This window comes from Listeria booriae (genome assembly GCF_000766865.1).
GTDB lineage: Bacteria > Bacillota > Bacilli > Lactobacillales > Listeriaceae > Listeria_A > Listeria_A booriae.
In genome coordinates, this window is record NZ_JNFA01000025.1 from 85783 (window position 1) to 107715 (window position 21933).

At 40.9% G+C, this 21933-nt stretch carries 19 protein-coding genes, 3 pseudogenes and 1 CRISPR repeat array; of the genes and pseudogenes, 6 read left to right on the forward strand and 16 right to left on the reverse strand.

The annotated features are described in order from the left end of the window. Nucleotides 1-37: 37 nt before the first annotated feature. Both EP57_RS11600 and EP57_RS11605 read right to left on the reverse strand, forming a co-directional pair. A complete protein-coding gene (locus EP57_RS11600; protein ID WP_036086943.1) occupies nucleotides 38-262 on the reverse strand; it encodes a hypothetical protein in 225 nt (74 codons plus the stop codon). Nucleotides 263-265: 3 nt separating this feature from the next. Continuing rightward, entirely contained in the window at nucleotides 266-457 is a 192-nt protein-coding gene (locus EP57_RS11605; RefSeq protein WP_036086945.1) for a hypothetical protein, read from the reverse strand. A gap of 585 nt (nucleotides 458-1042) precedes the next feature. On the opposite strand from EP57_RS11605, the gene EP57_RS11610 reads away from it, so the two are divergent. Further along, entirely contained in the window at nucleotides 1043-1708 is a 666-nt protein-coding gene (locus EP57_RS11610) for an Ig-like domain-containing protein (RefSeq protein ID WP_036086948.1), read from the forward strand. A 67-nt stretch (nucleotides 1709-1775) separates the two neighbouring features. Here EP57_RS11610 and EP57_RS11615 read toward each other — a convergent pair whose 3' ends face one another. The 6 genes from EP57_RS11615 to secA2 all read right to left on the reverse strand — a co-directional run bounded on the left by EP57_RS11615 (nucleotide 1776) and on the right by secA2 (nucleotide 8992). Beyond that, nucleotides 1776-3170, reverse strand: a complete 1395-nt coding sequence (locus tag EP57_RS11615) for a branched-chain amino acid transporter BcaP (RefSeq protein ID WP_036086950.1) — start codon at nucleotides 3168-3170, stop codon at nucleotides 1776-1778. Between the two features lie 79 nt (nucleotides 3171-3249). Further along, the gene (locus tag EP57_RS11620; RefSeq protein WP_036086952.1) at nucleotides 3250-3819 is read right to left on the reverse strand and encodes a hypothetical protein; all 570 of its coding nucleotides are present in this window, start codon (nucleotides 3817-3819) and stop codon (nucleotides 3250-3252) included. A 16-nt stretch (nucleotides 3820-3835) separates the two neighbouring features. Next, the gene (locus EP57_RS11625; protein WP_036086954.1) at nucleotides 3836-4162 is read right to left on the reverse strand and encodes a hypothetical protein; all 327 of its coding nucleotides are present in this window, start codon (nucleotides 4160-4162) and stop codon (nucleotides 3836-3838) included. Nucleotides 4163-4180: 18 nt separating this feature from the next. Next, nucleotides 4181-5218 carry a hypothetical protein gene (locus EP57_RS11630; protein ID WP_036086956.1) on the reverse strand — a complete coding sequence of 346 codons (1038 nt, stop codon included), beginning with the start codon at nucleotides 5216-5218 and terminating at the stop codon, nucleotides 4181-4183. Nucleotides 5219-5434: 216 nt separating this feature from the next. Then, nucleotides 5435-6604, reverse strand: coding sequence for an AI-2E family transporter (locus EP57_RS11635; RefSeq protein ID WP_036086957.1), 1170 nt, complete (start codon nucleotides 6602-6604; stop codon nucleotides 5435-5437). 72 nt (nucleotides 6605-6676) lie between these two features. Further along, nucleotides 6677-8992: an accessory Sec system translocase SecA2 gene (secA2, locus tag EP57_RS11640; protein ID WP_036086958.1), complete on the reverse strand. Its 2316-nt coding sequence runs from the start codon at nucleotides 8990-8992 to the stop codon at nucleotides 6677-6679. A gap of 423 nt (nucleotides 8993-9415) precedes the next feature. On the opposite strand from secA2, the pseudogene EP57_RS17375 reads away from it, so the two are divergent. The 3 genes and pseudogenes from EP57_RS17375 to EP57_RS11650 all read left to right on the forward strand — a co-directional run. Beyond that, nucleotides 9416-9814: pseudogene (locus EP57_RS17375) on the forward strand (LysM peptidoglycan-binding domain-containing protein); the annotation flags it as partial. Nucleotides 9815-10471: 657 nt separating this feature from the next. Next, nucleotides 10472-11260, forward strand: a pseudogene (locus tag EP57_RS17380) (NlpC/P60 family protein); the annotation flags it as partial. Between the two features lie 96 nt (nucleotides 11261-11356). After that, the gene (locus EP57_RS11650) at nucleotides 11357-12544 is read left to right on the forward strand and encodes a class I SAM-dependent rRNA methyltransferase (protein WP_052167659.1); all 1188 of its coding nucleotides are present in this window, start codon (nucleotides 11357-11359) and stop codon (nucleotides 12542-12544) included. Nucleotides 12545-12590: 46 nt separating this feature from the next. Here the strand turns inward: EP57_RS11650 and EP57_RS11655 are convergent, their stop codons facing one another. Beyond that, complete coding sequence (locus EP57_RS11655; protein WP_036086966.1) at nucleotides 12591-12962, reverse strand: iron chaperone; 372 nt, start codon at nucleotides 12960-12962, stop codon at nucleotides 12591-12593. A gap of 96 nt (nucleotides 12963-13058) precedes the next feature. Here EP57_RS11655 and EP57_RS11660 point away from each other — a divergent pair, with 96 nt between their 5' ends. Then, a complete protein-coding gene (locus tag EP57_RS11660) occupies nucleotides 13059-13574 on the forward strand; it encodes a GrpB family protein (protein ID WP_036086968.1) in 516 nt (171 codons plus the stop codon). On the opposite strand, the gene EP57_RS17385 is transcribed toward EP57_RS11660, so the two are convergent. After that, nucleotides 13571-13672: a DUF4083 family protein gene (locus EP57_RS17385; RefSeq protein WP_077916855.1), complete on the reverse strand. Its 102-nt coding sequence runs from the start codon at nucleotides 13670-13672 to the stop codon at nucleotides 13571-13573. The two genes, EP57_RS11660 and EP57_RS17385, sit on opposite strands and share 4 nt — an antisense overlap. 123 nt (nucleotides 13673-13795) lie before the next feature. On the opposite strand from EP57_RS17385, the gene EP57_RS11665 reads away from it, so the two are divergent. After that, nucleotides 13796-14668, forward strand: coding sequence for an NmrA family NAD(P)-binding protein (locus EP57_RS11665; protein WP_036087243.1), 873 nt, complete (start codon nucleotides 13796-13798; stop codon nucleotides 14666-14668). 276 nt (nucleotides 14669-14944) lie between these two features. After that, a CRISPR array of direct repeats spans nucleotides 14945-15759; the repeat unit is 30 nt; unit sequence ATTTACATTTCACATTACTTAGATAAAAAC. Nucleotides 15760-15962: 203 nt separating this feature from the next. On the opposite strand, the gene cas2 is transcribed toward EP57_RS11665, so the two are convergent. From cas2 to cas8a1, 6 genes and pseudogenes are all read right to left on the reverse strand, one after another. Then, nucleotides 15963-16241, reverse strand: a complete 279-nt coding sequence (gene cas2 / locus EP57_RS11670; protein ID WP_036086970.1) for a CRISPR-associated endonuclease Cas2 — start codon at nucleotides 16239-16241, stop codon at nucleotides 15963-15965. Nucleotides 16242-16244: 3 nt separating this feature from the next. Continuing rightward, nucleotides 16245-16382, reverse strand: a pseudogene (locus EP57_RS17200) (type I-B CRISPR-associated endonuclease Cas1b); the annotation flags it as partial. Between the two features lie 4 nt (nucleotides 16383-16386). Beyond that, on the reverse strand, nucleotides 16387-18591 hold the full coding sequence (locus EP57_RS11675) for a CRISPR-associated helicase/endonuclease Cas3 (RefSeq protein WP_036086973.1): 2205 nt from the start codon (nucleotides 18589-18591) through the stop codon (nucleotides 16387-16389). A gap of 46 nt (nucleotides 18592-18637) precedes the next feature. Continuing rightward, nucleotides 18638-19414, reverse strand: a complete 777-nt coding sequence (gene cas5b / locus EP57_RS11680) for a type I-B CRISPR-associated protein Cas5b (protein WP_173405086.1) — start codon at nucleotides 19412-19414, stop codon at nucleotides 18638-18640. Beyond that, nucleotides 19392-20261, reverse strand: coding sequence for a type I-B CRISPR-associated protein Cas7/Cst2/DevR (cas7i, locus tag EP57_RS11685; RefSeq protein WP_036086974.1), 870 nt, complete (start codon nucleotides 20259-20261; stop codon nucleotides 19392-19394). The genes cas5b and cas7i overlap by 23 nt, the downstream gene beginning before the upstream one ends. Then, complete coding sequence (cas8a1, locus tag EP57_RS11690; RefSeq protein WP_036086976.1) at nucleotides 20251-21921, reverse strand: type I-B CRISPR-associated protein Cas8b1/Cst1; 1671 nt, start codon at nucleotides 21919-21921, stop codon at nucleotides 20251-20253. Before cas8a1 ends, cas7i begins: the two co-directional genes overlap by 11 nt. Nucleotides 21922-21933: the final 12 nt, after the last annotated feature.

Here is a 21933-nt window from a genome sequence, read left to right on the forward strand (position 1 = left end):
TTCGCGTCTTATTTTAAACTGTCTGATCTCAGCATCATCACTCTTCCATCAACCACTTCATCCAAGACGGCATCGGCACACCAAAATCATCAAACAACATCATAACTGCCATCTGAAATAACTCCAGCCCAATCACAAAACAAACTATCGCCAAAGGAAATCGCACCCATCTATTCCACCGTTTCCCATGATATAAATAATCCGCCAATCCCGCAAACGTTAAAAACAAAATAACCAATACAATAAACTTCAAAACAAGCATATCCTAGTCCCTCCGCTGCAATCGTTCCATTGGGAGTAAACGAAACGCATCCGTTCTCCCAAACTGCTGATAAATCTCTCGCTGCATTCTTTGCCCCTTCTTCACAATCTCCGCTTTTTTCACATACGTCATACAAGCCAGAACAACAAAAACCAGCCCCAAAACAATCAAACCCGCTGCAACCCATTTTCTCACGTTCCAGCTCTCCCTTACTTTTTAATACTATACTACCACAAAAACATAGCCAAAAATCATATCTTTCCTAAACGATGCAAATCACGTCTTAAACGCTGACTTCCAATATAATAACCAATAATTTCATAGTAAAAATACATGTATCTCCATTTAAACACATCTGTAACAAAATGTTCACAAATTACAGCCTATCATTGTGATTTTTATTATTTTTTTCTGAAATAAAGTAAGTAAAATTACGTTATAATTGGAGCCAGATAGTTGAAATCAGCGCATTATCATGAGTTATCAAACGCTTCACTATACATACATGTGTTATTGCTCTATAACCAAACAAAAAGGCACACACGAAATATTGTTACAATTATAAAAATCAATAATCGTGTATACGTATTTCCGAAGCCTACAACTCATATAGTGAAGCTTATACCAATTATCCTTAATTTGTGGCATCTGTTTATAGGAATAAAGAGAAGTTACATGCTCAATTGGACACAACTTTAATCAACGGAGCATACAGTCAATCCTTTTCCCAAAAAAACACTAAACATTCACAAAAATATACTTGCAGAAGGAGTTTTTCAATTGATTAACAAAAAAAGCACAAGCAAAGTAGCAAAAATCGCATTCGTAGGAGCTATCGCTTTATCCGTAGTAGCACAACCATTAAGCTCTGTAGCACACGCAGCAACATTCTCAGGAAATAGCGTATCAGCAACATCTTATAAACTTGGTTCTCCATTAGTTGATGCAGTAGCACCAGGAAGTAAATATATAACAGGAACAGCAATGCCAGGCGCTATGATCCACGCTAAAATCAATAATAATTTCTATTCAGCATTCGTAGATAATAACGGCCAATTCTCGCTCAAACTGCCAACACTGACAAACGTTACAAACGTAGAAATCAGCCAAACATTCGATTTCAAAACGTTCTCTGTATCAACTGTAGTTACAGTATCACCTTACATTACACCATCTGTTACTCCACCAACTCCAAGCGAAAACCCTGGACTCGTAGCACCAACAGTTAACCCTGTATCAGCAGGCGACAAATACGTAACAGGAACTGCAACTCCAGGTTCTGTAGTACAAACTAAAATCAACGGTGCTTACAATACTGATTTCGTAGGTAAAGATGGCAAGTTCTCTATCAATATCCCATTCCTATATGCCAACACAATCATCGAAGTTTCTCAAACACTTGACTTCAAAACATTCTCAGCAGCAAGCATAGTAGTCGTAAAATAATAAAAACCGTAACTTTGTGTGCCTAAAAAACTACGCCAAAATCTCACATCAGATTTTGGCGCAGTTTCTATTTTTGACTATTCAATTGTGAATGTCTTCTACCGTAAACAAAGTAAACCGCAATCCCAACAACAAACCAAATCGCGAATGAAATCCATGTAATCGCGGATAAGTTTAGAATCAAGTAAACACATAGTAAGAACGACAATGCCGGCACCACTGGATACAGCGGTGTTTTAAAGCCATCTTGCGGCAAATCTTTATTTTTACGTAAGAAGAAAATACCTAGTGATACCATCGAGAAAGCAAATAGTGTCCCAATATTAATCAACTCAGCCAACTGCGCTAGCGGAACAACACCCGCAACCAAGCCCATCGTAATCGCAAAAATAAGTGTATTACGAACTGGCGTATTGCGTTTTCCTAATGTCGCAAAACTCTTCGGCAACAAGCCATCACGCCCCATCGCGAACAATAAACGTGTACCACCATAAGACATAACAAGAATAACTGTTGTCATCCCCACAATCGCCCCAAGCGACAATAGACCTGCGAACCAATTTTGGCCAATAGCTTGTAGTGCAAACGCTACAGGAGCGCTAACGCCCGTCAAATCAGCGTAAGGAATAATCCCTGTCAAAACACCCGATAACAAAATATACAACAGCGTACAAATCGCTAGCGAAGAAATAATCCCGATTGGCATATTGCGTTGTGGATTCTTCACTTCCTCCGATGCCGTTGAAACAGCGTCAAAGCCGATATAAGCAAAGAATACCATCGAAGCCCCTGTTATAACCCCACTGAATCCAAATGGCAAGAACGGCGTCCAGTTGTCTGGTTTCACGTAGAATACCCCAACTATAATGAATAGCACAACAACTGCTACTTTTAGAAGCACCATCAAGTTGTTAACACGCGTCGATTCTTTAATACCTAAACATAATAGAACACCAATAACGATAATAATTAAGAATGCGAATAAATCAAAATAAGTGCCTTTGTCCGGATTATACGATCCTGAAATAGCCTGCGGAATATGAAGACTAAACCCAGCGAGCAAGCTTTTCACATAAGCCGCCCAACCACTGGCAACTGCCGCAACAGCGAGCCCGTATTCTAGCAATAACGACCAGCCCAGTATCCACGCAATTCCTTCACCAAATACATGGTAACTATATGTATACGCACTACCTGCAATTGGCAATTTAGAAGCAAATTCCGAATAGCAAAGCGCCGCCAAACAACAAGCTAAACCTGCAATAATAAACGAAATGATAATCCCGGGTCCCGCAACCACCGACGCAATTTCACCTGGTAAAATAAAAATACCTGCACCAACAACCGCCCCAACACCAAGCATCGTCAAGTCAAAAGCGCCCAACGTTTTATTCAGATGTCGCGAACTGTCCGTTTCTAAGTGAAATTTCTTTTTTCTGAAAAATGAATTATTGTTTTCCATCAAATCCCTCCAAATCTATAATACGAATTTTAGCATAATTTTCGGAATACTTCAACCGAGTTTCGCAAGAATTCTCCAACTACTTGCGATTTTCTGCCATATACTGATAACCAAGCCTCCGAATCACTGCATTCTCATGCGTCACACTTTTGCGCAACAAGTCCGCAACCATTGGTCGATCCGCAAAAACCGCCAAATCCTTGAACGCCTTCCCAAGCGCGTCCTCATCCAGTAGCTCCATCTGCACCAACTGCTTCCACCGACTAAGCGCCAGTTGCAAATTCTCCTCCACATTTTCCTGCGCCCCAACATACGCAATTTCCTCACAATAAAACGAAATCCCGCCGTGCTCATAATCATGCACATAAAAATGAATATCCTCAATCTCTTCCGGTGAAATCTCGATATCTCCCAAATACTCAAAATGCATATCTAGTTTCAAACTACAAACCCCAATAAAACGCAGCGTCACATCATACGCCTTCCCATCTAACTCCTCCAAAAACACCGAAGTCAAACAAGCCTTCCTCTCATAATACGGCGGCAACTCCAAATAGTCATGCGAAAAGCGCAACATTGTGTCGAAATACCGCACTTGCATCCCAGGAAGTTCTTCTTGCATCCGCTCCCAGTCACGCCAATGTTTCATCAAGCCTCTGCCTCCCTCATATCCATTTCACATACAACAAATTCGCGCCCAAATAAACCACCGCAAAACACGGAATCAAAATAATCGACGAAATATCCACAACGAAATACAAGTACACCGCCAACACAAAACAAATAAACTGGCAAATCGCAACGCACTTCATCTTCCCTAGATTCACAGCCTCCTCATGATGCTCCCGCAAAAACGCCTTCGTCTTCTTCCAAAACACCACATCATCTATTTTCGCAGGCCTTCCTGTCACGCAAAAATAAACAACCATACTCAAATAATACAACACAAAAAGACCAATCAAGCCAATAAAAATAACCAATATCATATCCATCTAAATCCCCCACTCCACTTATTCATAACAAATCGCAACTTCCCCGTCGAGCGCCAATACGACACACTTGCCACCATCATTCAGTTCAAATACTGGCTGAAAATGCGACGACATCAACTTATTCCAAAAACGCTGATTTTGCTTTTTCTCGTAGCTCACTTTTGGTGTACTCCCATAAAACAAAAACGTCAATTCAATCAAAGCTTCATTATGACACCGCGATAAAATACGCTCCCGCTTCTCTTCTGGAATCGCCTCTGAAACAAGCCAGCCATTTTCTTTACGAAACGGAATTTTCTCCTTTTTAAAGAAATCATCGAGGTCTTCTGATGTAATTACTTGTACAAGTTCGTCTGTATAAATCGCGTTAATTTCGCCGCGAGCTCGTGATTCTTTAATAATAGACGGATCTGACAAAACCTTCCCTGTCACGCTTTCAAATGGCGCAGATACCGGCAAATTCAAATCGATTAGTAGCTCGTCAGTAATCTCAAGTGGTTCCGCCTCGCCGAGCGTATCAATCAACGGAACGCGTTCCCCTGCAAGACGTCGTTTCGCCACCTCAACAAAATCTTTCGTCACCGTATCATTTTGCCCACAAACAAGCGCAACTGCCTGGTCATCCATTAAGAACAACACAATTCCCTCATCCTGCAAATAAAAATGAGGCTGCCATTCTGTTTTCTTTTTATGTTGTACTTTCAAAAGCTTTGGCTGGGCCTCTTTCATCAAGAACACCGACATGCTCGAAACACCTTCCGTCACATAAAAGCCTCCGATTAAAAATTCCGCGTCACGCAAACTCGGCATTTGCACAAATATTTCATGTCCAGAATATTGATATGGTGTCCCTCTTTCTTTTAGCGCGGCTTCCAAATGCTTGTCATACTCCATCACAATCATAGCTACATCGTTCCCGCAAATAGCAAGAATATCATCCGCCCCATCGTCACTGAACTCCCAATCAAAGACGATTTCCATTGTGGACGCAGCATTTGGAATAATCTCCATCATGAAGTCTTCCGTAATCTTTTCTACACCTTCTATTTTACTCATATGTATCTCCCCTTTTCTTCTATCATACCGAGTTTCCGCCACATCTTCAATGACAAAATGATAGAAAACAAAAAAAAGACCAGCTAGGGGTGCTGGCCTGAAAAAGGAGTTTCAAGGTATCACAGTTAGAAAAAGGGGGGAAACTAACTGCGTCCTTATTACAGTTTCTATATTACCGTACTCCCATGAAAGTTTTCAGAAAGGTTCATGAGAATTTCATGAAGTTTTGTCTGGTGTTTTCTCAGCAAAGTCGCTCTCGGGTTGTTCCCCGTAAAGTCCCGATACGCGCTTAAACCAGATAAACATATGTGTCACAATGACTTTCAGTACTGCATAACCCGGCACTGCAAAAATAACACCGAGTACGCCGAACAGTTTTCCGGCGACTAAAATAACGAATAAAATCGTAATTGGGTGGACTTTGAGCGTTTTACCCATAACTTGCGGCGAGATAAATTTCCCTTCCAGTAATTGTACGACTACCCAAACGATGATTAATTTTAGCAACAACCACGGGGAAGTCACAATCGCAATAATAATCGCTGGTGTAATCGCAATCGCAGGCCCTAAGTAAGGCACGATACTCGTACACGCCGCAATAATCGCCAGCGTCAGCGCATACGGCAAGCCAATAATGAGATAACCGATGAATAACAACACACCGATACAAAAACTAACAATGATCTGTCCACGAATATAAGAACTAATTTGCGCATTGGATTCATGTAACACTTGGCGCGTATGCGCACGCGAGTTCACTGGTAACATTTTTAAAAGGAAATCTGGCAACTTCTTGCCGTCTTTCAGTAAGTAGAAAAGCACGAGCGGTGTCGTTACAATCGCTAACACGACTTCGGTAACTGTACCAACCACGTTGCCGATACTATCAATGGCACTGCTTACAACGCCAGCCCCTTTTTCCGAAATGGTTTTCGTAATATCGCTTAAATTCTCCTGTATTTTCGTTTTTGCCTGGTCGAACAACGGTGACCGGGAGAACTCGTTGAATTGTGAAACTACTTTGTCCCAATAGCTCGGGAACGTTTTAACTAAACTTACAATTTGGTCTCGCACTGCTGGAACGATAAAACTAAATATTAGTACCAAAATCCCGATAATAACAAGGTACAAAAGCCCAATCGACCAACCGCGGCGCCATCCCTTTTTCTCGAGCCAATCAATTAATGGGTTTAGTAAATAATACGAAATTCCCGCTAAAATAATTGGTGCCGCTACGGTTGAAATGATGACCATCAATGGATGGAAAATAAATGAGATCTTCGTCAACACATAAATATCGAGTGCTACTAATAGAAAAATAAGTAACCCAAGCACAAATTTGTTTTCTGTGATGAATTTCTTGAATTTGGATAATGATTCTTTCATTCACTCTAACCCCTTTCTTACGCTTTGTTGAAAATTATACAAGTAAATCCCGATAAATTCACGTGTCAGCCCTTATCCAACGACCAAACCTTCTGGATCAAGTTCTAACAAAGCATGCGCAAAGTAGAAATGATACCGATCTTGGAACTTGTTAAATAGCTCTGCGCCCTCTTTTTGGTACATCACTAATGGATCTTGTTGGCCGTAAGCCCGCAAATGAATCCCTTCGCGCAGTTGCACCATTTGATCGAGATGAACGACCCACATTTGATCAAGCAAATTCAAATAAACTTCCTTCTCAATATGGTGAATCGTATCTGCAGGAAACTTCGTCCGTTGTTTGCGATGCCAATCAATCAGCGCCTCCACAGCCTCCCGTTTCGACATCAGCGTCACCTGGTCAAAAGAAAACGGAAATTTCGTGCCGCCGAGCAATTCCGCCATCTGTTCAAAACGCGCGTCCTGATCCTCATTCGGCGCAAAGACATGCTCCGCCACTTCCCGCAAAATTCGCTCCGAGAACGCGCCCAACTTCTCAATGCTAAGCAGGCGATCACGCTCTTCATATACTTTTTTGCGTTGAATATCAATCACTTCGTCATAAGAAAGCAAATCCTTACGGATATCATAGTTCCCGCTCTCCAAACGCTTCTGCGCATCTAAAATCAATTGATGGACCTTGCGCGACCCCACCGGCTTATCGTCAAAATTATATTTCTGCTGCGTCCGGCGAACATATTTCTCCCAACGTTTGTTATCAAAATGGTCAATCAGTTCATCATCTAGCGACAAAATAAATTTACTAAAACCAGGGTCACCACGTCGACCGGATCTACCCATTAACTGCAAATCAATTCGGCGACTTTCATGACGTTCCGTTCCAATCACGGCAAGCCCGCCCAGCTTGTAAACCCCTTTGTCCAGCTTAATATCCGTCCCGCGCCCAGCCATATTCGTAGCCAGTGTTACCATGCCCTTCTTCCCAGCACGCGCGATAATTTCGGCTTCCTGCGCATGGTTTTTCGCGTTTAGCACTTGATGCGGAATTCCCGCCTTCGTTAACAAGTCGCTGACCCACTCATTGCTCTTAATCGAAGACGTCCCAATCAAAATTGGCTGCCCACGTTCATAACGCCACGACACTTCATAAATAATCGCTTGCCCTTTTTGTTCCTTCGTATAAAAAACTTCATCCGCATTGTCCACCCGATTCACACGTAAATGCGTCGGAATGACCACAACATCCATATTATAAATATGTCGGAATTCCTCTTCCTCCGTTTTTGCCGTCCCCGTCATACCCGCAAGCTTCTTATACATCCGGAAATAATTCTGCACCGTAATCGTGGCAAGCGTCCTTGATTCCTCACGAACCTCCACGCCCTCTTTTGCCTCAATCGCTTGGTGGAGCCCATCATTAAACCGCCGTCCAGGCAGCGCCCGTCCCGTATGTGGATCAATAATCAACACTTCCCCGTCCAGCACCACATAATCCTTATCCTTCTGCATCAAAAAGTGCGCCCGCAAAAGCAGCATCGTAATTCGGTGAAGCGGCTGATTTTCCTCGGCATACAACGAATCAATTTTCCAGAAACGCTCGGCCTTCTCAATTCCCGCATCATGCAACCAGACAAGGCGTTTCTTCTCCTCGACCTCGTAATCATCCTTCAGCATTGTCTGCACCAACTCATTGGCAATCCCGTATAACGTCAAGTCCTCTTCCTTATGATCTGAAATCAAAAGCGGCGTCCGCGCCTCATCAATCAAAATCGAATCCGCCTCATCAATCAGTACAAAATCAAGCCCTGTCTGCACTTTATCATCGATTTGCCTCACCATATTGTCCCGCAAATAATCAAAGCCAAACTCAGAAGCCGTCCCGTAAATAACATCTGCCTTATAAATCGCCTGTTTCTGTTCCTTCTCAAGCCCAGACACATTCAAGCCAACCGACAAGCCGAGGTATTCCAACACTTGTCCAATTTCCTCACGGTCACGCTTTGCCAAATATTCATTCGCCGTCACCAAGTGCACCTTGTTCCCGCGCAACACTTCTATGTACATGACAAACAACGAAACCAGCGTCTTTCCTTCCCCCGTCTTCATCTCCGCAATTTTCCCGTCACCAAGCACAAACGCCCCAATCAGTTGCACCATCACTGCTTCCAGCCCAACAACCCGGCGCGCTGCCTCTCTCACCAACGTAAAAATATAAATCCGATCACGCTCCGTAATTTCACGGTCTTTAAACTTTTGTAACCAATGTTGCGTCTGCTCACGCAATGCCTCTTGGTCCATCATTCTATATAAATCTTCCCGTTTCACTACCTCACGAGCCAGATTCCGATATGCTTTTACAATTTTTCGATCATCATAACTTTGTGCCATATTTGCAAGCCTCCTATCCCCCCATTATAACCTAGAAACCCTTGTAAAACCAAACAAACTACAGATATTTTTTCAAGCTACAGACAACCCGTTAAGAGCTTTACAAAAAGAAATTATTACATTTTGATTACAAATTTCTATTGTTATTCGCAAATAGGTTTCGTTTTGCGCAAGTTTTATTGCGTGAATATACATATTGGTACAACATTAACCCCAAGCCCATGCGTCTAACGAAGACTTAAAACAGGTGTTCTAATTTCTACTCTTTACAGCAATGTTACAGAAAATACCGCGTGTTCATAGATTCGCTCCAAATCCTTATTTCCCCATTTGTAATTTAAATTAATTCCCCGTAAAATGGGTATTACATGAGTATGTAAATAAAGACCTAGAATTAAAAGAGTGGGAAGGAGTTTTAAAAATATGAAAAAGGCGGCACTAGCAACGGCAACAGCGGGAATCGCGGTTACAGCCTTTGCAGCACCAACTATCGCATCCGCAAACACAGTCATTGTACAAGCAGGGGACACACTATGGGGCATTGCACAAAAAGCAGGTACTGACGTTGATACCATTAAAAAAGCAAATAAATTAACTTCAGATACAATCCATCCCGGTCAAAAATTAGAAATCGTAAAACAAACTGAGGAAGCAACAAAAGCTGTTAATTCAACATGGCTAAACGTTCGTCAAGGTCCAAGCGTTGATAATTCTATCATCACTTCTATCAAAGGCGGCACACAAGTCACTGTTCAATCAACAGAAACAAACGGCTGGAACAAAGTCGAATACGCAGACGGCAAAACAGGTTATGTAAACGGTAAATACCTATCTGACGTATCCGAAGTCACTGCTCCTGCTGCTGACCCAACACCAAGCACTCCATCGACAACAAACGAAACAGTAACAGAACAAGAAACAACAACACCTGCACCAGAAGCACCGAAAGCAGAAGTAGCACAACCAGCAGCAGAACAAGAAGTCTCTGCCAATGCAACAACCTATACAGTAAAAAACGGTGACACACTTTGGGCGTTATCTACCAAATTTGGCGTGTCCGTTCAAAAATTAATGTCTTGGAACAACCTATCTTCATCTTCTATCTACGTTGGACAAGTTTTAGCAGTAGCAGAAAGCGAAGCAAAAGCACCACAAGCTGAACAAGAAGTCACTGCACCAACACCGAAAGAAGAAGCTCCTGAAACAGTAACAGAAGAAGCAACACCTCCTGTTCAAGAAGAAGCCAAGGAAGAAACACAAGCGCCAACTACACCACCAAAAGAAGAACAAAAAGAAGTAGCTCCGGTCGTTCAAGTAGACACAAACGCATCTACATACACAGTTCAAGCCGGTGATTCCCTAGGCAAAATCGCGACCCTTTTCGGAACTAGCGTAGCTAACCTAAAAGCGTTGAACAACTTGTCTAACGATACCATCATTGTTGGTGACGAGTTGAAAGTTAAAGGTTCAGCACCTGTCAAAGAAACAGTGACAGAACAAGAGAAACAAACACCAGAAGTAAAACCTGAAACACAACAACCAACTGTAAAACCAGAGACACAAAAGCCAAGCAATCCGGCTCCAAGCGTCACTAAACCAAGCAAACCTACTGTAGACACATCTAACACAACGAACTACACAGTCCAAAGCGGCGATTCTTACTACACAATCGCACAAAAATTTGGCACAACAGTAGATAACTTGAAAGCACTAAACAACGCGACAAGTGATAGCCTACAAGTCGGCGATGTATTAAAAGTAAAGGGCACAGCGTCTAACACAACAAACGTAAACAAACCTTCAAGCAATAACAACGCTAGCAAGCCTTCAAATACAAATAATAACAGCAGCAATAGCAGTAGCTCAAACACAAACAACAACAGCAACTCATCATCATCGTCTGCAAGCTACAGCTCACTAATTAACGAAGCAGAAAAACACCTAGGCAAAGCGTATTCTTGGGGCGGTAACGGTCCATCAACATTCGATTGCTCCGGTTACACGAAATATGTCTTCGCTAAATTAGGCATTTCTATTCCACGTACATCTGGCTCACAATACGCTGCAGCAACTAAAATCAGCGCAAGCCAAGCACAACCAGGCGACCTAGTATTCTTTAACTACGGAAGCGGTATTGCGCACGTTGGAATATACGTTGGTAACGGTCAAATGATTAACGCGCAAGACAATGGCGTTAAATATGACAATATCACATCCGGCTACTGGGCTAAATACCTTGTTGGTTACGGCCGCGTAGCAAACTTCTAAAAAACAAACAAAACCGCGACGGGCATTCTCGTTGCGGTTTTTTATTGCCCATTATGATATAGTAAAAGTATTACTTTTTAAATGAGGATGAAACGAATGAACGAAATAACATTGAAAATAAAAAAGAAATACGCCAACCAATACATACAAGGCTATCCCCTACTAACAAAAGACGTCCTGCAAAGCCTGCCTGAACTAAAAGAAGGCACCATTCTGCGACTCACAGACGAAAATAACCGCTTCATCGCCAAAGGCTACCACGGCAACCAAAATAAAGGCATCGGCTGGATACTGACGCACGACGAGTCACAACCATTAAATCAAGCGTTCTTCACAACCCTATTCAAAGAAGCCTTCGCAAAACGACAATCCTTTTTTCATGACGAAGCAACTACGGCATTCCGTATTTTCAACGGAGAAGGCGACGGTTTAGGCGGACTGACAATCGATTTTTACGACGGTTTCCTAGTTTTGCAATGGTATAGCCACGGTATTTACGAATGGAAAAAAATGCTGATTGCAGCCCTACACGACGTACTAGAACCTCGAGGTATCTATGAAAAACGCCGTTTCGACGACAAAGGCCAGTACGTAGAAAGCGATGACTTTTTGACAGGCGAAGTTGCTCCTGAACCACTGATCGTTAAAGAAAATGGTATTAACTACGCAGTGTACCTAAACGACGGCGCAATGACCGGTATTTTTCTAGATCAGCGCGACGTTCGTAAAACCATTTGCGACACATATGCAGTCGGCCGAACCGTTTTGAATACATTCTCGTACACAGGCGCTTTTTCCGTAGCCGCAGCATTCGGCGGTGCCACGCACACAACCAATGTCGACGTTGCTAACCGCAGCATTCCAAAAACACGCGAACAATTCAGCGTCAATGGCATGGACCCAGCAGCACATACCATCATGGCCGAAGACGTCTTCCAATATTTCAAATACGCCGGCCGCAAAGAACTAAGCTTTGACCTAGTCATCTTAGACCCACCAAGCTTCGCCCGCACCAAGAAAACAACATTCAGCGTCGCCAAAGACTACGGCAAACTCTTAGAACAAAGCATCCAGATCACCAACAAAAACGGCATCATCGTCGCATCCACCAACTACGCAGGATACGGCATGGATAAATTCAAAAAAGTAGTCCAAGAAGCCTTCACCAATCAGAACCGCCGTTACAAAATCGTCGAAGCATTCACCCTCCCAGCCGATTTCGCAACACGCAAAACTTTCAAAGAAGGCAATTATTTAAAAGTCTTGTTTTTAGAAGTAGCCTAAAAAAATAAACCTGCGCGCTAGTCTTTAGCATTCGCAGGTTCTTTACTTATTTACGCCAAAACGTTGTGCATTCCGCCTTGTCCGCAATATTAAAATCAATGATTGTCTTGATTAACGTGTAATCCACCGGTTTGTCCCAAGGCATCTGAATAAGCATTTTTGTCGTAGGATAGCCAGAAGCAGCAATCGCGTCCGCCAGACGAGCCATGCCTTCCCCTTCCGGAGCAATCGCCATATGTTTCTTCGACACACTAAATCCGATAATAAACGTCCCATGATCCGTAAACATTGGCTGATTCCAAGCAACCCGTTGCCCCAAATCCGGATATTCCGTTTCAATCCACGCCAGCACTTCCGCCATACGCGCCTGATGCTCAGGATTTTCAATATTCCCAATAAACTCTTCAAAAACTTCCACGTGTTTCCCTCCTAATGGTTGCGCTATAATAAAACTAGATTACCTCTATTCTAACGTAAACAAAGCAAAATACAAACAAAAAAGGAGCGATTTTTCATGAAAATACAAGTAGTCGCCTATTCCAACACATGGCCAGCGATATACCAAAACGAATCCGAGCAAATTTCCGCGATTCTAGAAGATAACCTCGTCGCCATTCACCATATCGGCAGCACCTCCGTGCCAGGCTTACAAGCAAAGCCAATCATTGATATCATGCCAGTCGTTCGAAATATCACCGCTGTTGACGCTCATAACAACGCTTTTGAAAAGTTGGGCTATGAATGCATGGGCGAATTTGGCATGCCTGGTCGTCGTTATTTCCGTAAAGGGAGCGAGACGCGTACACATCATATTCATATTTTTGAAGAAGCGAATCAAGTGGATATTACCCGCCATTTAGCCGTCCGTGATTATTTGCGTTCACATCAAGACGTTGCCGACGCTTATGGTGAACTAAAAGCCAAGCTAGCCCTCGAATATCCGGATGATATTGATGGGTATTGTGATGGGAAAGATGCGTTTGTGAAAGAGATGGAACGGGAAGCAGTCCGTTGGAGGACAAATCATTAAGTTTGTTTTTTTGAGCGACGAATGAACCAATAAATAAAACCACCTACAAGAGCCACTGTCATTGCAATAACTATAATTGTGTATATCATGTCAAACATATTATATATTGCCTCCTCCGAATGTGTAATTTATAGAGCACCTATTTTCTATATTATCATAACACGGAGAACACTCTCTACTAAATGTATAACAAAAAGACACAAACAAAGTTTCAGAAGGAGATGACCAATTTGGAAAAAATATTAGTACTAGGAGCCACTGGTAACATCGGTTTCACAGTCGTTCAAACATTAACAGCGGCTGGGCATCAAGTTCGTGCCGGCGTTTCCAATCCCGAAAAAAGCAGAGCATTATGGCAAAACAATGATTTGGTGGACATTGCGCATTTTAACTTTTTAGATACAGGCACGTATCCCGCTGCACTAGAAGGTATCTCAAAAGTCTTCTTTGTTCGCCCGCCGCAGTTATCGACGCCTAAGGAAGACATGTTCCCATTTTTACAATTTCTAAAAGAAAGGCAAATCGCGCATGTCGTTTTTGTTTCACTGATTGGTGTTGAGAAGAATCCGGTGACACCACATCACAAGATTGAAAAAGAAATGATGCGCCTAGATCTTCCGTTTACTTTTTTGCGTCCTAGTTTTTTCATGCAGAACCTTAATACGACACATCAGGAAGATATTCAGAAACATGATGATTTATTCATACCTGCGGGCAATGCGCGGACGAGCTTTATTGATACGCGTGATATTGGGGAGATCGCTGCTATTTGCCTGATGAATACACCCCAACATATCGGACAAAAGTATAGTATTACCGGAAAAGAAGCATTGACGTATTATGAGGTGGCAGAGAAAATGACAGCCATTCTAGGGAGAAAAATAACATACAGCAAGCCGTCCCTATTACGATTTCGCGCAACAATAATAAAACGCGGAACCCCAAAAGCATTCGCCAACGTCATGACCATGCTTTACTTCATTACCCAAATGGGAAACGCAAAACAAATAACCCCAGCAGCACAGGAATTGTTGCAACGAGAGGCTACTTCATTTGATCAGTATGTTAAGGATTATCGTGAGGATTTTTTGTGAGCGCTAGAAAGTAGAGTCTATTGGCTGCGAACATTGCTTGGTAGACCGAGAGATTGTCTGCCAAAGCAGTCGTAGCTAAATGGATTGATTTATGTTTCATAGTACTTTGGGAAAAGCAGGGTGTATAAGTGCGCCCTTTTCCTAATTTAGATTTCATATTGCTTAGATAAAAACTAATAACACAAAATCAAAAATTGGCGATCTTGGCAATTTACATTTCACATTTACTTAGATAAAAACGTATACCATGAAAACATTGCTCGAGCGATGAACGAAATTTACATTTCACATTACTTAGATAGAAACAACGGGATAGCAAAAGACTAATCCAGCAACACTTGTATTTACATTTCACATTACTTAGATAAAAACGAAGTTAAGGACGAGCTAGCAGAACATCGCGTAAAAATTTACATTTCACATTACTTAGATAAAAACTTCCCTGCGCCCATATAATTGACGATAGCGCCTTGATTTACATTTCACATTACTTAGATAAAAACGGTAGTACCGTCGGGGGCCTTGTCCTATATGAGGAATTTACATTTCACATTACTTAGATAAAAACATGGGTAATTATACCGTTAAGCCTAAATTTGAAGTATTTACATTTCACATTACTTAGATAAAAACTCTGCCCCAGCTGCGGCGCTGAAATGAAAGCGTGGATTTACATTTCACATTACTTAGATAAAAACGGCTTCCAGTTTGCTAGAAAAGAAGTATTGGAGCATATTTACATTTCACATTACTTAGATAAAAACAATGATATTTATGAGTTATTGGCATGGTTACAACGATTTACATTTCACATTACTTAGATAAAAACCTTGTTATATGACGCTTAAATGATAGGTTCAGACGAATTTACATTTCACATTACTTAGATAAAAACGAGGTACTAACTTTACCTAGTGTTACTTTTACAGTAATTTACATTTCACATTACTTAGATAAAAACTATTTTGAGTTCTTCATCCCCCGCAATTTTATCCTGATTTACATTTCACATTACTTAGATAAAAACCTTTATTTGAATTAAAACAAGATATGCTAACAATATTTACATTTCACATTACTTAGATAAAAACAGGTACCCCATCAACGCCTACTCCCATCATACCTCAAACACCCAAATCTGTCGACCGACAACCAAATCCTAAATTTTCGCTCTCTAACCTTACAAGCCGAACATCAAAAACAGCCTTAAACCCAATCACACCAACGCTTAACAAAAATCTGTCGATGCCCCCATTATTTTGCACTACTGGAGGTCGACAGATTTTTCTACATACTAAAAGAAATTCGAAGTTTTCTCATCCGTAACACCCCAAAACTCCTTTTCCAGCCATCTTTCATTTCTGCTAGAAAACACAATGACGGAATCTTCTTCGTCACGAATATACTGGTCTAATTCCATTCGCAATTTGGCAAGTAGTGCTGGTGTTATTTCGCCTTCGAATACCGATTTTTGCACGTGGGTTAAATATTTTTTGCAGATTTTGAAAATATTTCTCGATACTTTCGGGCCGCCGTTATCCATTGCTATGTCGTAAATCAAGATAATATACATATCTCACCACCAAATCTTGAAGCCTTCATACGGCTTATCGTTCATTAAATGCTTGATGAGTTTGTAACACTCAAGCCTAATCAAATGACGATATGATACATTTCGAGCTAACTTACGATGCTTCACTGTCTCTTTCATTCGTAAATCAGAATACTACTTTTTCTTGTGATTCTTCTAGGATAATGCCAATTTCAGAGCTGTAATTATATTTAAAAACACTAATTGTCTCGTAATCATTAATTCTCTTCTTATCCACATCGCCCTTTTTGACGATATATCCAGGTGCATCCATCATAAATTCGGCTAACCTAGTTCTGGCCTCCATTCTGCTTCGTTTATTTTCTTTTCCAGACTTTGCTATTTCCGCCATATATTCATCAATTTCAGCTCGATTTTCGTCAAAAACTGGCTCTGGAATGACGGTCACCGAATTAATATTGCGGAATTTTTCGCGTACGGTCTTTTTGTCAAGCTCGTATGTGTGAAATGACTTTACGTAGTTGATATTGCAAATTACGGTTTCATAATAATCGCTACCTGCTAGCGCTTCGGTAGAGTAAACGCAATCAATAAGCGCCAACTTCTCTGCTTCTGAAATCGCACCTCCCACTTCTTGCAACGCTTTTCTCGAATTTTGATGAATTAGTGGGTCAATGACGCTATTTTTCCCAATTCCGGAGCATTTTTCATCGAAAACATAGACGTTCGTCGCCACATCTAGCTCGCGATTACGATAGCAACGACCCATGCGCTGGAACAATCCGTTCAAATCAGATAACTCGGTGAACAGCAAATCAAAATCAATATCTAGCGAAGCCTCGACAACCTGCGTCGCCACCCAAATACAAGGTCCTTCGCTCGTCTTATGTCCATCCGCCAAAATAGCATCCGATTTCGCATTCCGATCCCGCTTAATAAATTGACTATGAATCAACTTCACTTCATCACCATATATTTTCTCCAGCTTTTCATACATCTCTTTAGCTACACGAACCGTATTACAAATCACCAAAATCCGATTTCCATCATAAAAATCGCTAATAAAATCACTATTTATCTGTTCATGCACAACTTCCAAACTATGGCGAATCCGATCCGAAATAAAATCCTCTTCGGCACGCGTAAAAGAAACACCATTTTTCACTAGCAAATCTGGAATAATTCCCGGTAATGTCGCTGTTAAAATCGCAAATTGACCGCCCACTTTTTGAATATAGGAAAGCCCCACGATGAGGTAGGCAAGCAAGTCCGGCGAATACATTTGCACTTCGTCGATGATAACTTTAGAGTAAGATAACGTCGCCAATTTCGGTTCAAATCCTGCATATCGGAAGACAAAGTCAAACAATTGATCTAACGTACAAACAGTGATTGGCAGCGACATCTGGCGTGTTTTTGTAAAGTACTCCTCGATGTCTTGAATATCCTTTTCGCGTTGCAAGTACTGCCCGTAAGTTTCCGAATGCAAAAGTCCGACCCTATCCGTCACGTTTTCGCGTATAATGCCCGTTTCGCTGCTCGCAAGCCTGTCGTAAATCGCGTTAATCGCCGTGCGTAGAGGTAGCGTGAAAAATCCTTTATTATTTCCGAGCCATAACAAACCAGCCTCTGTTTTCCCCATTCCTGTTTCTGCGACGACGATAATATTATCCTGTTGATGGGCATACATGTATTTTTGTAAAGGCTTCCAATCCGCGGCAGGGTTTGATTTGCGGAAGGTTTCGAGTTGCTTGTTTAATGCGGATTCTAGGAAGTCGTTTGGTTTTTCGACGTCGATATAGGCGCTCGCTGCGAAGTCAATGCGGTTTAAGAGACCTTTTAGAAGAACATATTGGATGAAAAGTTCGAAGCTTTGCGCATTATCCCCTTCAAAAATTCGTACAGAAACTTGATAGTACTTGGAAGGAATACGATTTCGATAAGCCTGATTATCCCCTAATGCCTCATATGTAAATCCGTTCCATTCTTGTTCCAACTTTTGCATTTCACTCGACCATTCTTCCAATGTAAAATGAATATCACGCTCATGATGACGCGCAACTGCTTGAAATAAAAGTTGAATTTCCTCTTTTGAGTAGCCTTCTTCCTTCAATTTCTTATAAGGGACGAACGCTACAGAAAGATAATTATGTGGAATTTCTTTTTTGTTTCGCCTTCCACCAGACACTTTTTCTTGAAAATATACATTCATCTTTCCAAGATCATGCGTTAGACATGCCAACTTCAAAAAATACCAGTTAACCGGAATTTCAGGATAAATTTCTTGCAAGATTTTGTAGTTTGTTAATAAATTATCGGTATGTTCTTGGATTGTTTCTTCTGGATTGGATTTCGCTAAATATCGGTTCATATTATACCTCCAAAAAAGGAGAGAGATAACCTCCCTCCTGACTTATTTAAGCAAACTCTAAAAATACTGGTTTTCCATCCTCGTCTAAGAAAAATTCATCCTCTTCTGATACCAAAATCGAAGTCGTGTAAAAAACATCTTTTTTAGACCAGTTTCGGTACATCTTAGGCGCTTTAGCCGTACCTCGATTTACCAATTCATATTTATCAGTGAGTAAATAACGGGTTCCTAGCATGTCATTCCTACCGATATTACTGTGCATATCAGGTGTAAAAGTTAGCTTACCTAGTATAGAACTTGGAACATAGGCACCATAGTCTCTATCTAAACAAATATCATCTTCTGCCTCGACTTCACGAATCTGGACTACCTTTACTTCTTGTATCGTCGCAATATCTTCGCGTCGACCAAGCGATGGATATTCTTGTGGCACTTCAAATGCTTGAGCAATTTCCTCTATTAGACTTTGATCCTCAGGAACGATATGCAATAATAATTCTACATCCACAAGCAATTCCGCCGTAGCAATCCCGCGTCCAACGCCATACTCGCCTACTTCTAACTGATGGCGACTTTTCTCATATTTCATACCATTTTTAAATTCATATCTCGTGTACAAATCGTTTACTTTCGAGAAATATTTCCCTTGAATACTAATCTCCATCGGATGATAGCTCGTGAAGCCACACATCGTATGCACCATTCCAATAACAGTGGAGTACGGCGGCAATGGGTATGTTTCTTTTAACTGAAAACTAGTTGGTTTCTTGTAATTCACTAAATCCTGCCATAACTTAATTCTAATTGCTTTCATAATATGCATCAATCTTTTCTTTAAGATCTTTGAAAAATGCTGGTACGGATTCTGCGTGAAGTTCTGTTTTGATTTCTGATGTGTTCTCAAACTGTCCATCGATGACGCCACATTTTGTATTTTCTTTAATGCCAGGATAGTCAATGACACCCAAGATATTATCCACAAGAATCTTGTTATCTTTAATATCCACAACATTTTGGAAAACTGGATTTTTTACATCATATACGCCGCCAACAATGAATAGCGGTTTTAAATCTTCACGACGACCACGAATATCTCGATATAATAATGCAATTGTGTCCATCAATTTTTGAACACGGCGGCTTTTTTCTTTGTTGTCAATTTCAACTTGTCCGTCGATACCAATTTGGTCTAAATCGATGGTTACAGTGTAGCGATAGTAAGAGCGATGAATTTCTGCTTGGGCAATATTCATGTTCTCACCAACTTTATCGGCTTGTCCTTTATTCGTTAAGAAATCCAAGTCAGCCTTGAAAGTTTCGAGCGAGATAGCATTAGACAGGCGTACTTTTGCAGAACGTTTTTGTCCTTGTGTACCTTTTTCGGTTTTTAAATAGCCGAAGAAATCTAATTCTGGATAATCTGTAATGGTTGCCTCGCTTAGGAATTGGATAACTTTCTTGTCCCCACTTCCTTCTGCCTTTACCGGAGCAGGATTTTCACCCACCTGCTCCATCATGTTATAGCGAATTGCTTGGCGAGATATGTACGTGTACTGATCGCCGTTGTTTCGCGATATTTTTTTTAGTGCTGAGATGTTTCCTAGACTCTCCCCGTAGTTCGCACTTTCTGCTTGAAAAATAATTGTCATTGCTAGTCCTTTACTCTTCATCCTTATTTCCCCCGTTTTCGTTATTTTCTAATGGCCCATTTACGCCAACCATAAAAGCATATCCGACTGTTTTAAAAGTCTCGTCATTTGTAAATGCTTTTAAAAAGAAGTCTGGTATTGCTTTGCCCAAATAAGAGTAGCTGTTTAAAATGATATCCATGAACGCATCACGATTATTGGTTTTTAGCGCGTTTAGTATTTTGTAATTAAAACCGCTTAATTTGTTTTCAGGATATGCTTTTTTGAACTCCGTACCGCATTTATTAATGTGCCAGATTTGCCCTTTCGAAATGTCTGTCATCGCCTCTATCTCCTTTAAAAAATTAGTGTTGATGCTAAGCAATGCGCCTACATGCCCCATATGGTAATAGGTGTTGCTAACATTAGTTACTTTTAAATACATCGTTTTGTGAATAAATGTAAATAAATTTTCATTATTCATAAGACGGCGAACTGTTTCTTGGTAGAAATTAATGTTCAGATTGCCTTCTTTCAAGCCACATTTTTGAATCGTTTTCAATGCTTCTTTGGATTCTCGAAATATTTTCAAAGCACGTTTTGATAAAATGTTGAAGCGGTACGTTTCGTTTTCATAGCGAACTACTTGAATATCTGCAAGTTCATAGTGACGCTTATCTTCTGTTTGATTCGTGATTGCTTCGATTAGTGCGCGATACGGACTCGTTGATGTTAGATTGTCTGTACTATGGTGTAGAATTTCATTGTGAACCTTCTTATTTACTGCGTGCAACGTGTCTATATTTATGGAGTCATTGATGAAAATACCGTTACCATATACATATGTGAACCCAGCTGGAACGCAAGAATAGATGAGTTTACACATTGGGCAAACTGCTATATCATTGTTGAAATCCCAGACATGTGATGTTTTTCTCGCTGTATCAAAACCTGTTTCATTCATAAAACTCAGATCCAGTTTCATATTTTTTATTGGTTCGTTACAAGTAGTACAGTTGAATTTCGCTTTTTCTAAGTCTGTCTCAAGATGCTCCAATACTGGGTCCACAAAATTTGTTCGATAATCGATATAGCAATCTTTTTCTTTCGTCTGCGGGTTTAGAAAACTAATACCATTCCAGCCATTTTTAATAACTGTATAAATCACGTTTTTAGCGGCTAAATATTTCTTTCCTTTTTGGCAAAAGTCGATAATTTCATCCAGTTGAACATAGACTTGTTTTACATTCTGGATGATTTCTGTACGCTTTTCCTCGAACGTTTCTTTCTTTTTCAGTTGGCCGACTTTAGCAAGGTTTTTTCCCCATTCAACGGGATCTTTCGTTGCGTCAATAAGTGGATATGCGCTAACATAACTACTACTTTTCAAATAATATTTAGCAACATTCGCTATGTAGTCATTAAGCCTATCTAGCGACAACTCGTCAAAATCCGAAAAGTCTGCTTCGCGATGCCGTTCCATCTCTTCTTTGTACGAAATGATTTTATACCAAGAAAGTGTCTTTTCGTAAGCTTTTATGAAATACGCAAAGTAGGATTCCTCAAATCCATCCAGCAAAGCCGCATTAAAAAATAAACTTTGGCCTTCTATTCGAACATTTTCTTTGCCTACAATATTCAAAAATCCGACGAGGCCAGCGTTAAACAGCCAATCTCCAGTTCGACATTCTATTTCTCTCATGATTTCACCTCC

What these genes read in the sequence shown, in the direction of transcription:
- EP57_RS11600 (WP_036086943.1), bottom strand. Translation starts at nt 262, where the DNA reads ATGCTTGTTTTGAAGTTTATTGTATTGGTTATTTTGTTTTTAACGTTT.
- EP57_RS11615 (WP_036086950.1), bottom strand. Translation starts at nt 3,170, where the DNA reads ATGGAAAACAATAATTCATTTTTCAGAAAAAAGAAATTTCACTTAGAA.
- EP57_RS11620 (WP_036086952.1), bottom strand. Translation starts at nt 3,819, where the DNA reads ATGAAACATTGGCGTGACTGGGAGCGGATGCAAGAAGAACTTCCTGGG.
- EP57_RS11625 (WP_036086954.1), bottom strand. Translation starts at nt 4,162, where the DNA reads ATGGATATGATATTGGTTATTTTTATTGGCTTGATTGGTCTTTTTGTG.
- EP57_RS11630 (WP_036086956.1), bottom strand. Translation starts at nt 5,218, where the DNA reads ATGAGTAAAATAGAAGGTGTAGAAAAGATTACGGAAGACTTCATGATG.
- EP57_RS11635 (WP_036086957.1), bottom strand. Translation starts at nt 6,604, where the DNA reads ATGAAAGAATCATTATCCAAATTCAAGAAATTCATCACAGAAAACAAA.
- secA2 (WP_036086958.1), bottom strand. Translation starts at nt 8,992, where the DNA reads ATGGCACAAAGTTATGATGATCGAAAAATTGTAAAAGCATATCGGAAT.
- EP57_RS11650 (WP_052167659.1), top strand. Translation starts at nt 11,357, where the DNA reads ATGAACGAAATAACATTGAAAATAAAAAAGAAATACGCCAACCAATAC.
- EP57_RS11660 (WP_036086968.1), top strand. Translation starts at nt 13,059, where the DNA reads ATGAAAATACAAGTAGTCGCCTATTCCAACACATGGCCAGCGATATAC.
- EP57_RS17385 (WP_077916855.1), bottom strand. Translation starts at nt 13,672, where the DNA reads ATGTTTGACATGATATACACAATTATAGTTATTGCAATGACAGTGGCT.
- EP57_RS11665 (WP_036087243.1), top strand. Translation starts at nt 13,796, where the DNA reads ATGACCAATTTGGAAAAAATATTAGTACTAGGAGCCACTGGTAACATC.
- cas2 (WP_036086970.1), bottom strand. Translation starts at nt 16,241, where the DNA reads ATGTATATTATCTTGATTTACGACATAGCAATGGATAACGGCGGCCCG.
- EP57_RS11675 (WP_036086973.1), bottom strand. Translation starts at nt 18,591, where the DNA reads ATGAACCGATATTTAGCGAAATCCAATCCAGAAGAAACAATCCAAGAA.
- cas5b (WP_173405086.1), bottom strand. Translation starts at nt 19,414, where the DNA reads ATGCATATTATGAAAGCAATTAGAATTAAGTTATGGCAGGATTTAGTG.
- cas7i (WP_036086974.1), bottom strand. Translation starts at nt 20,261, where the DNA reads ATGAAGAGTAAAGGACTAGCAATGACAATTATTTTTCAAGCAGAAAGT.
- cas8a1 (WP_036086976.1), bottom strand. Translation starts at nt 21,921, where the DNA reads ATGAGAGAAATAGAATGTCGAACTGGAGATTGGCTGTTTAACGCTGGC.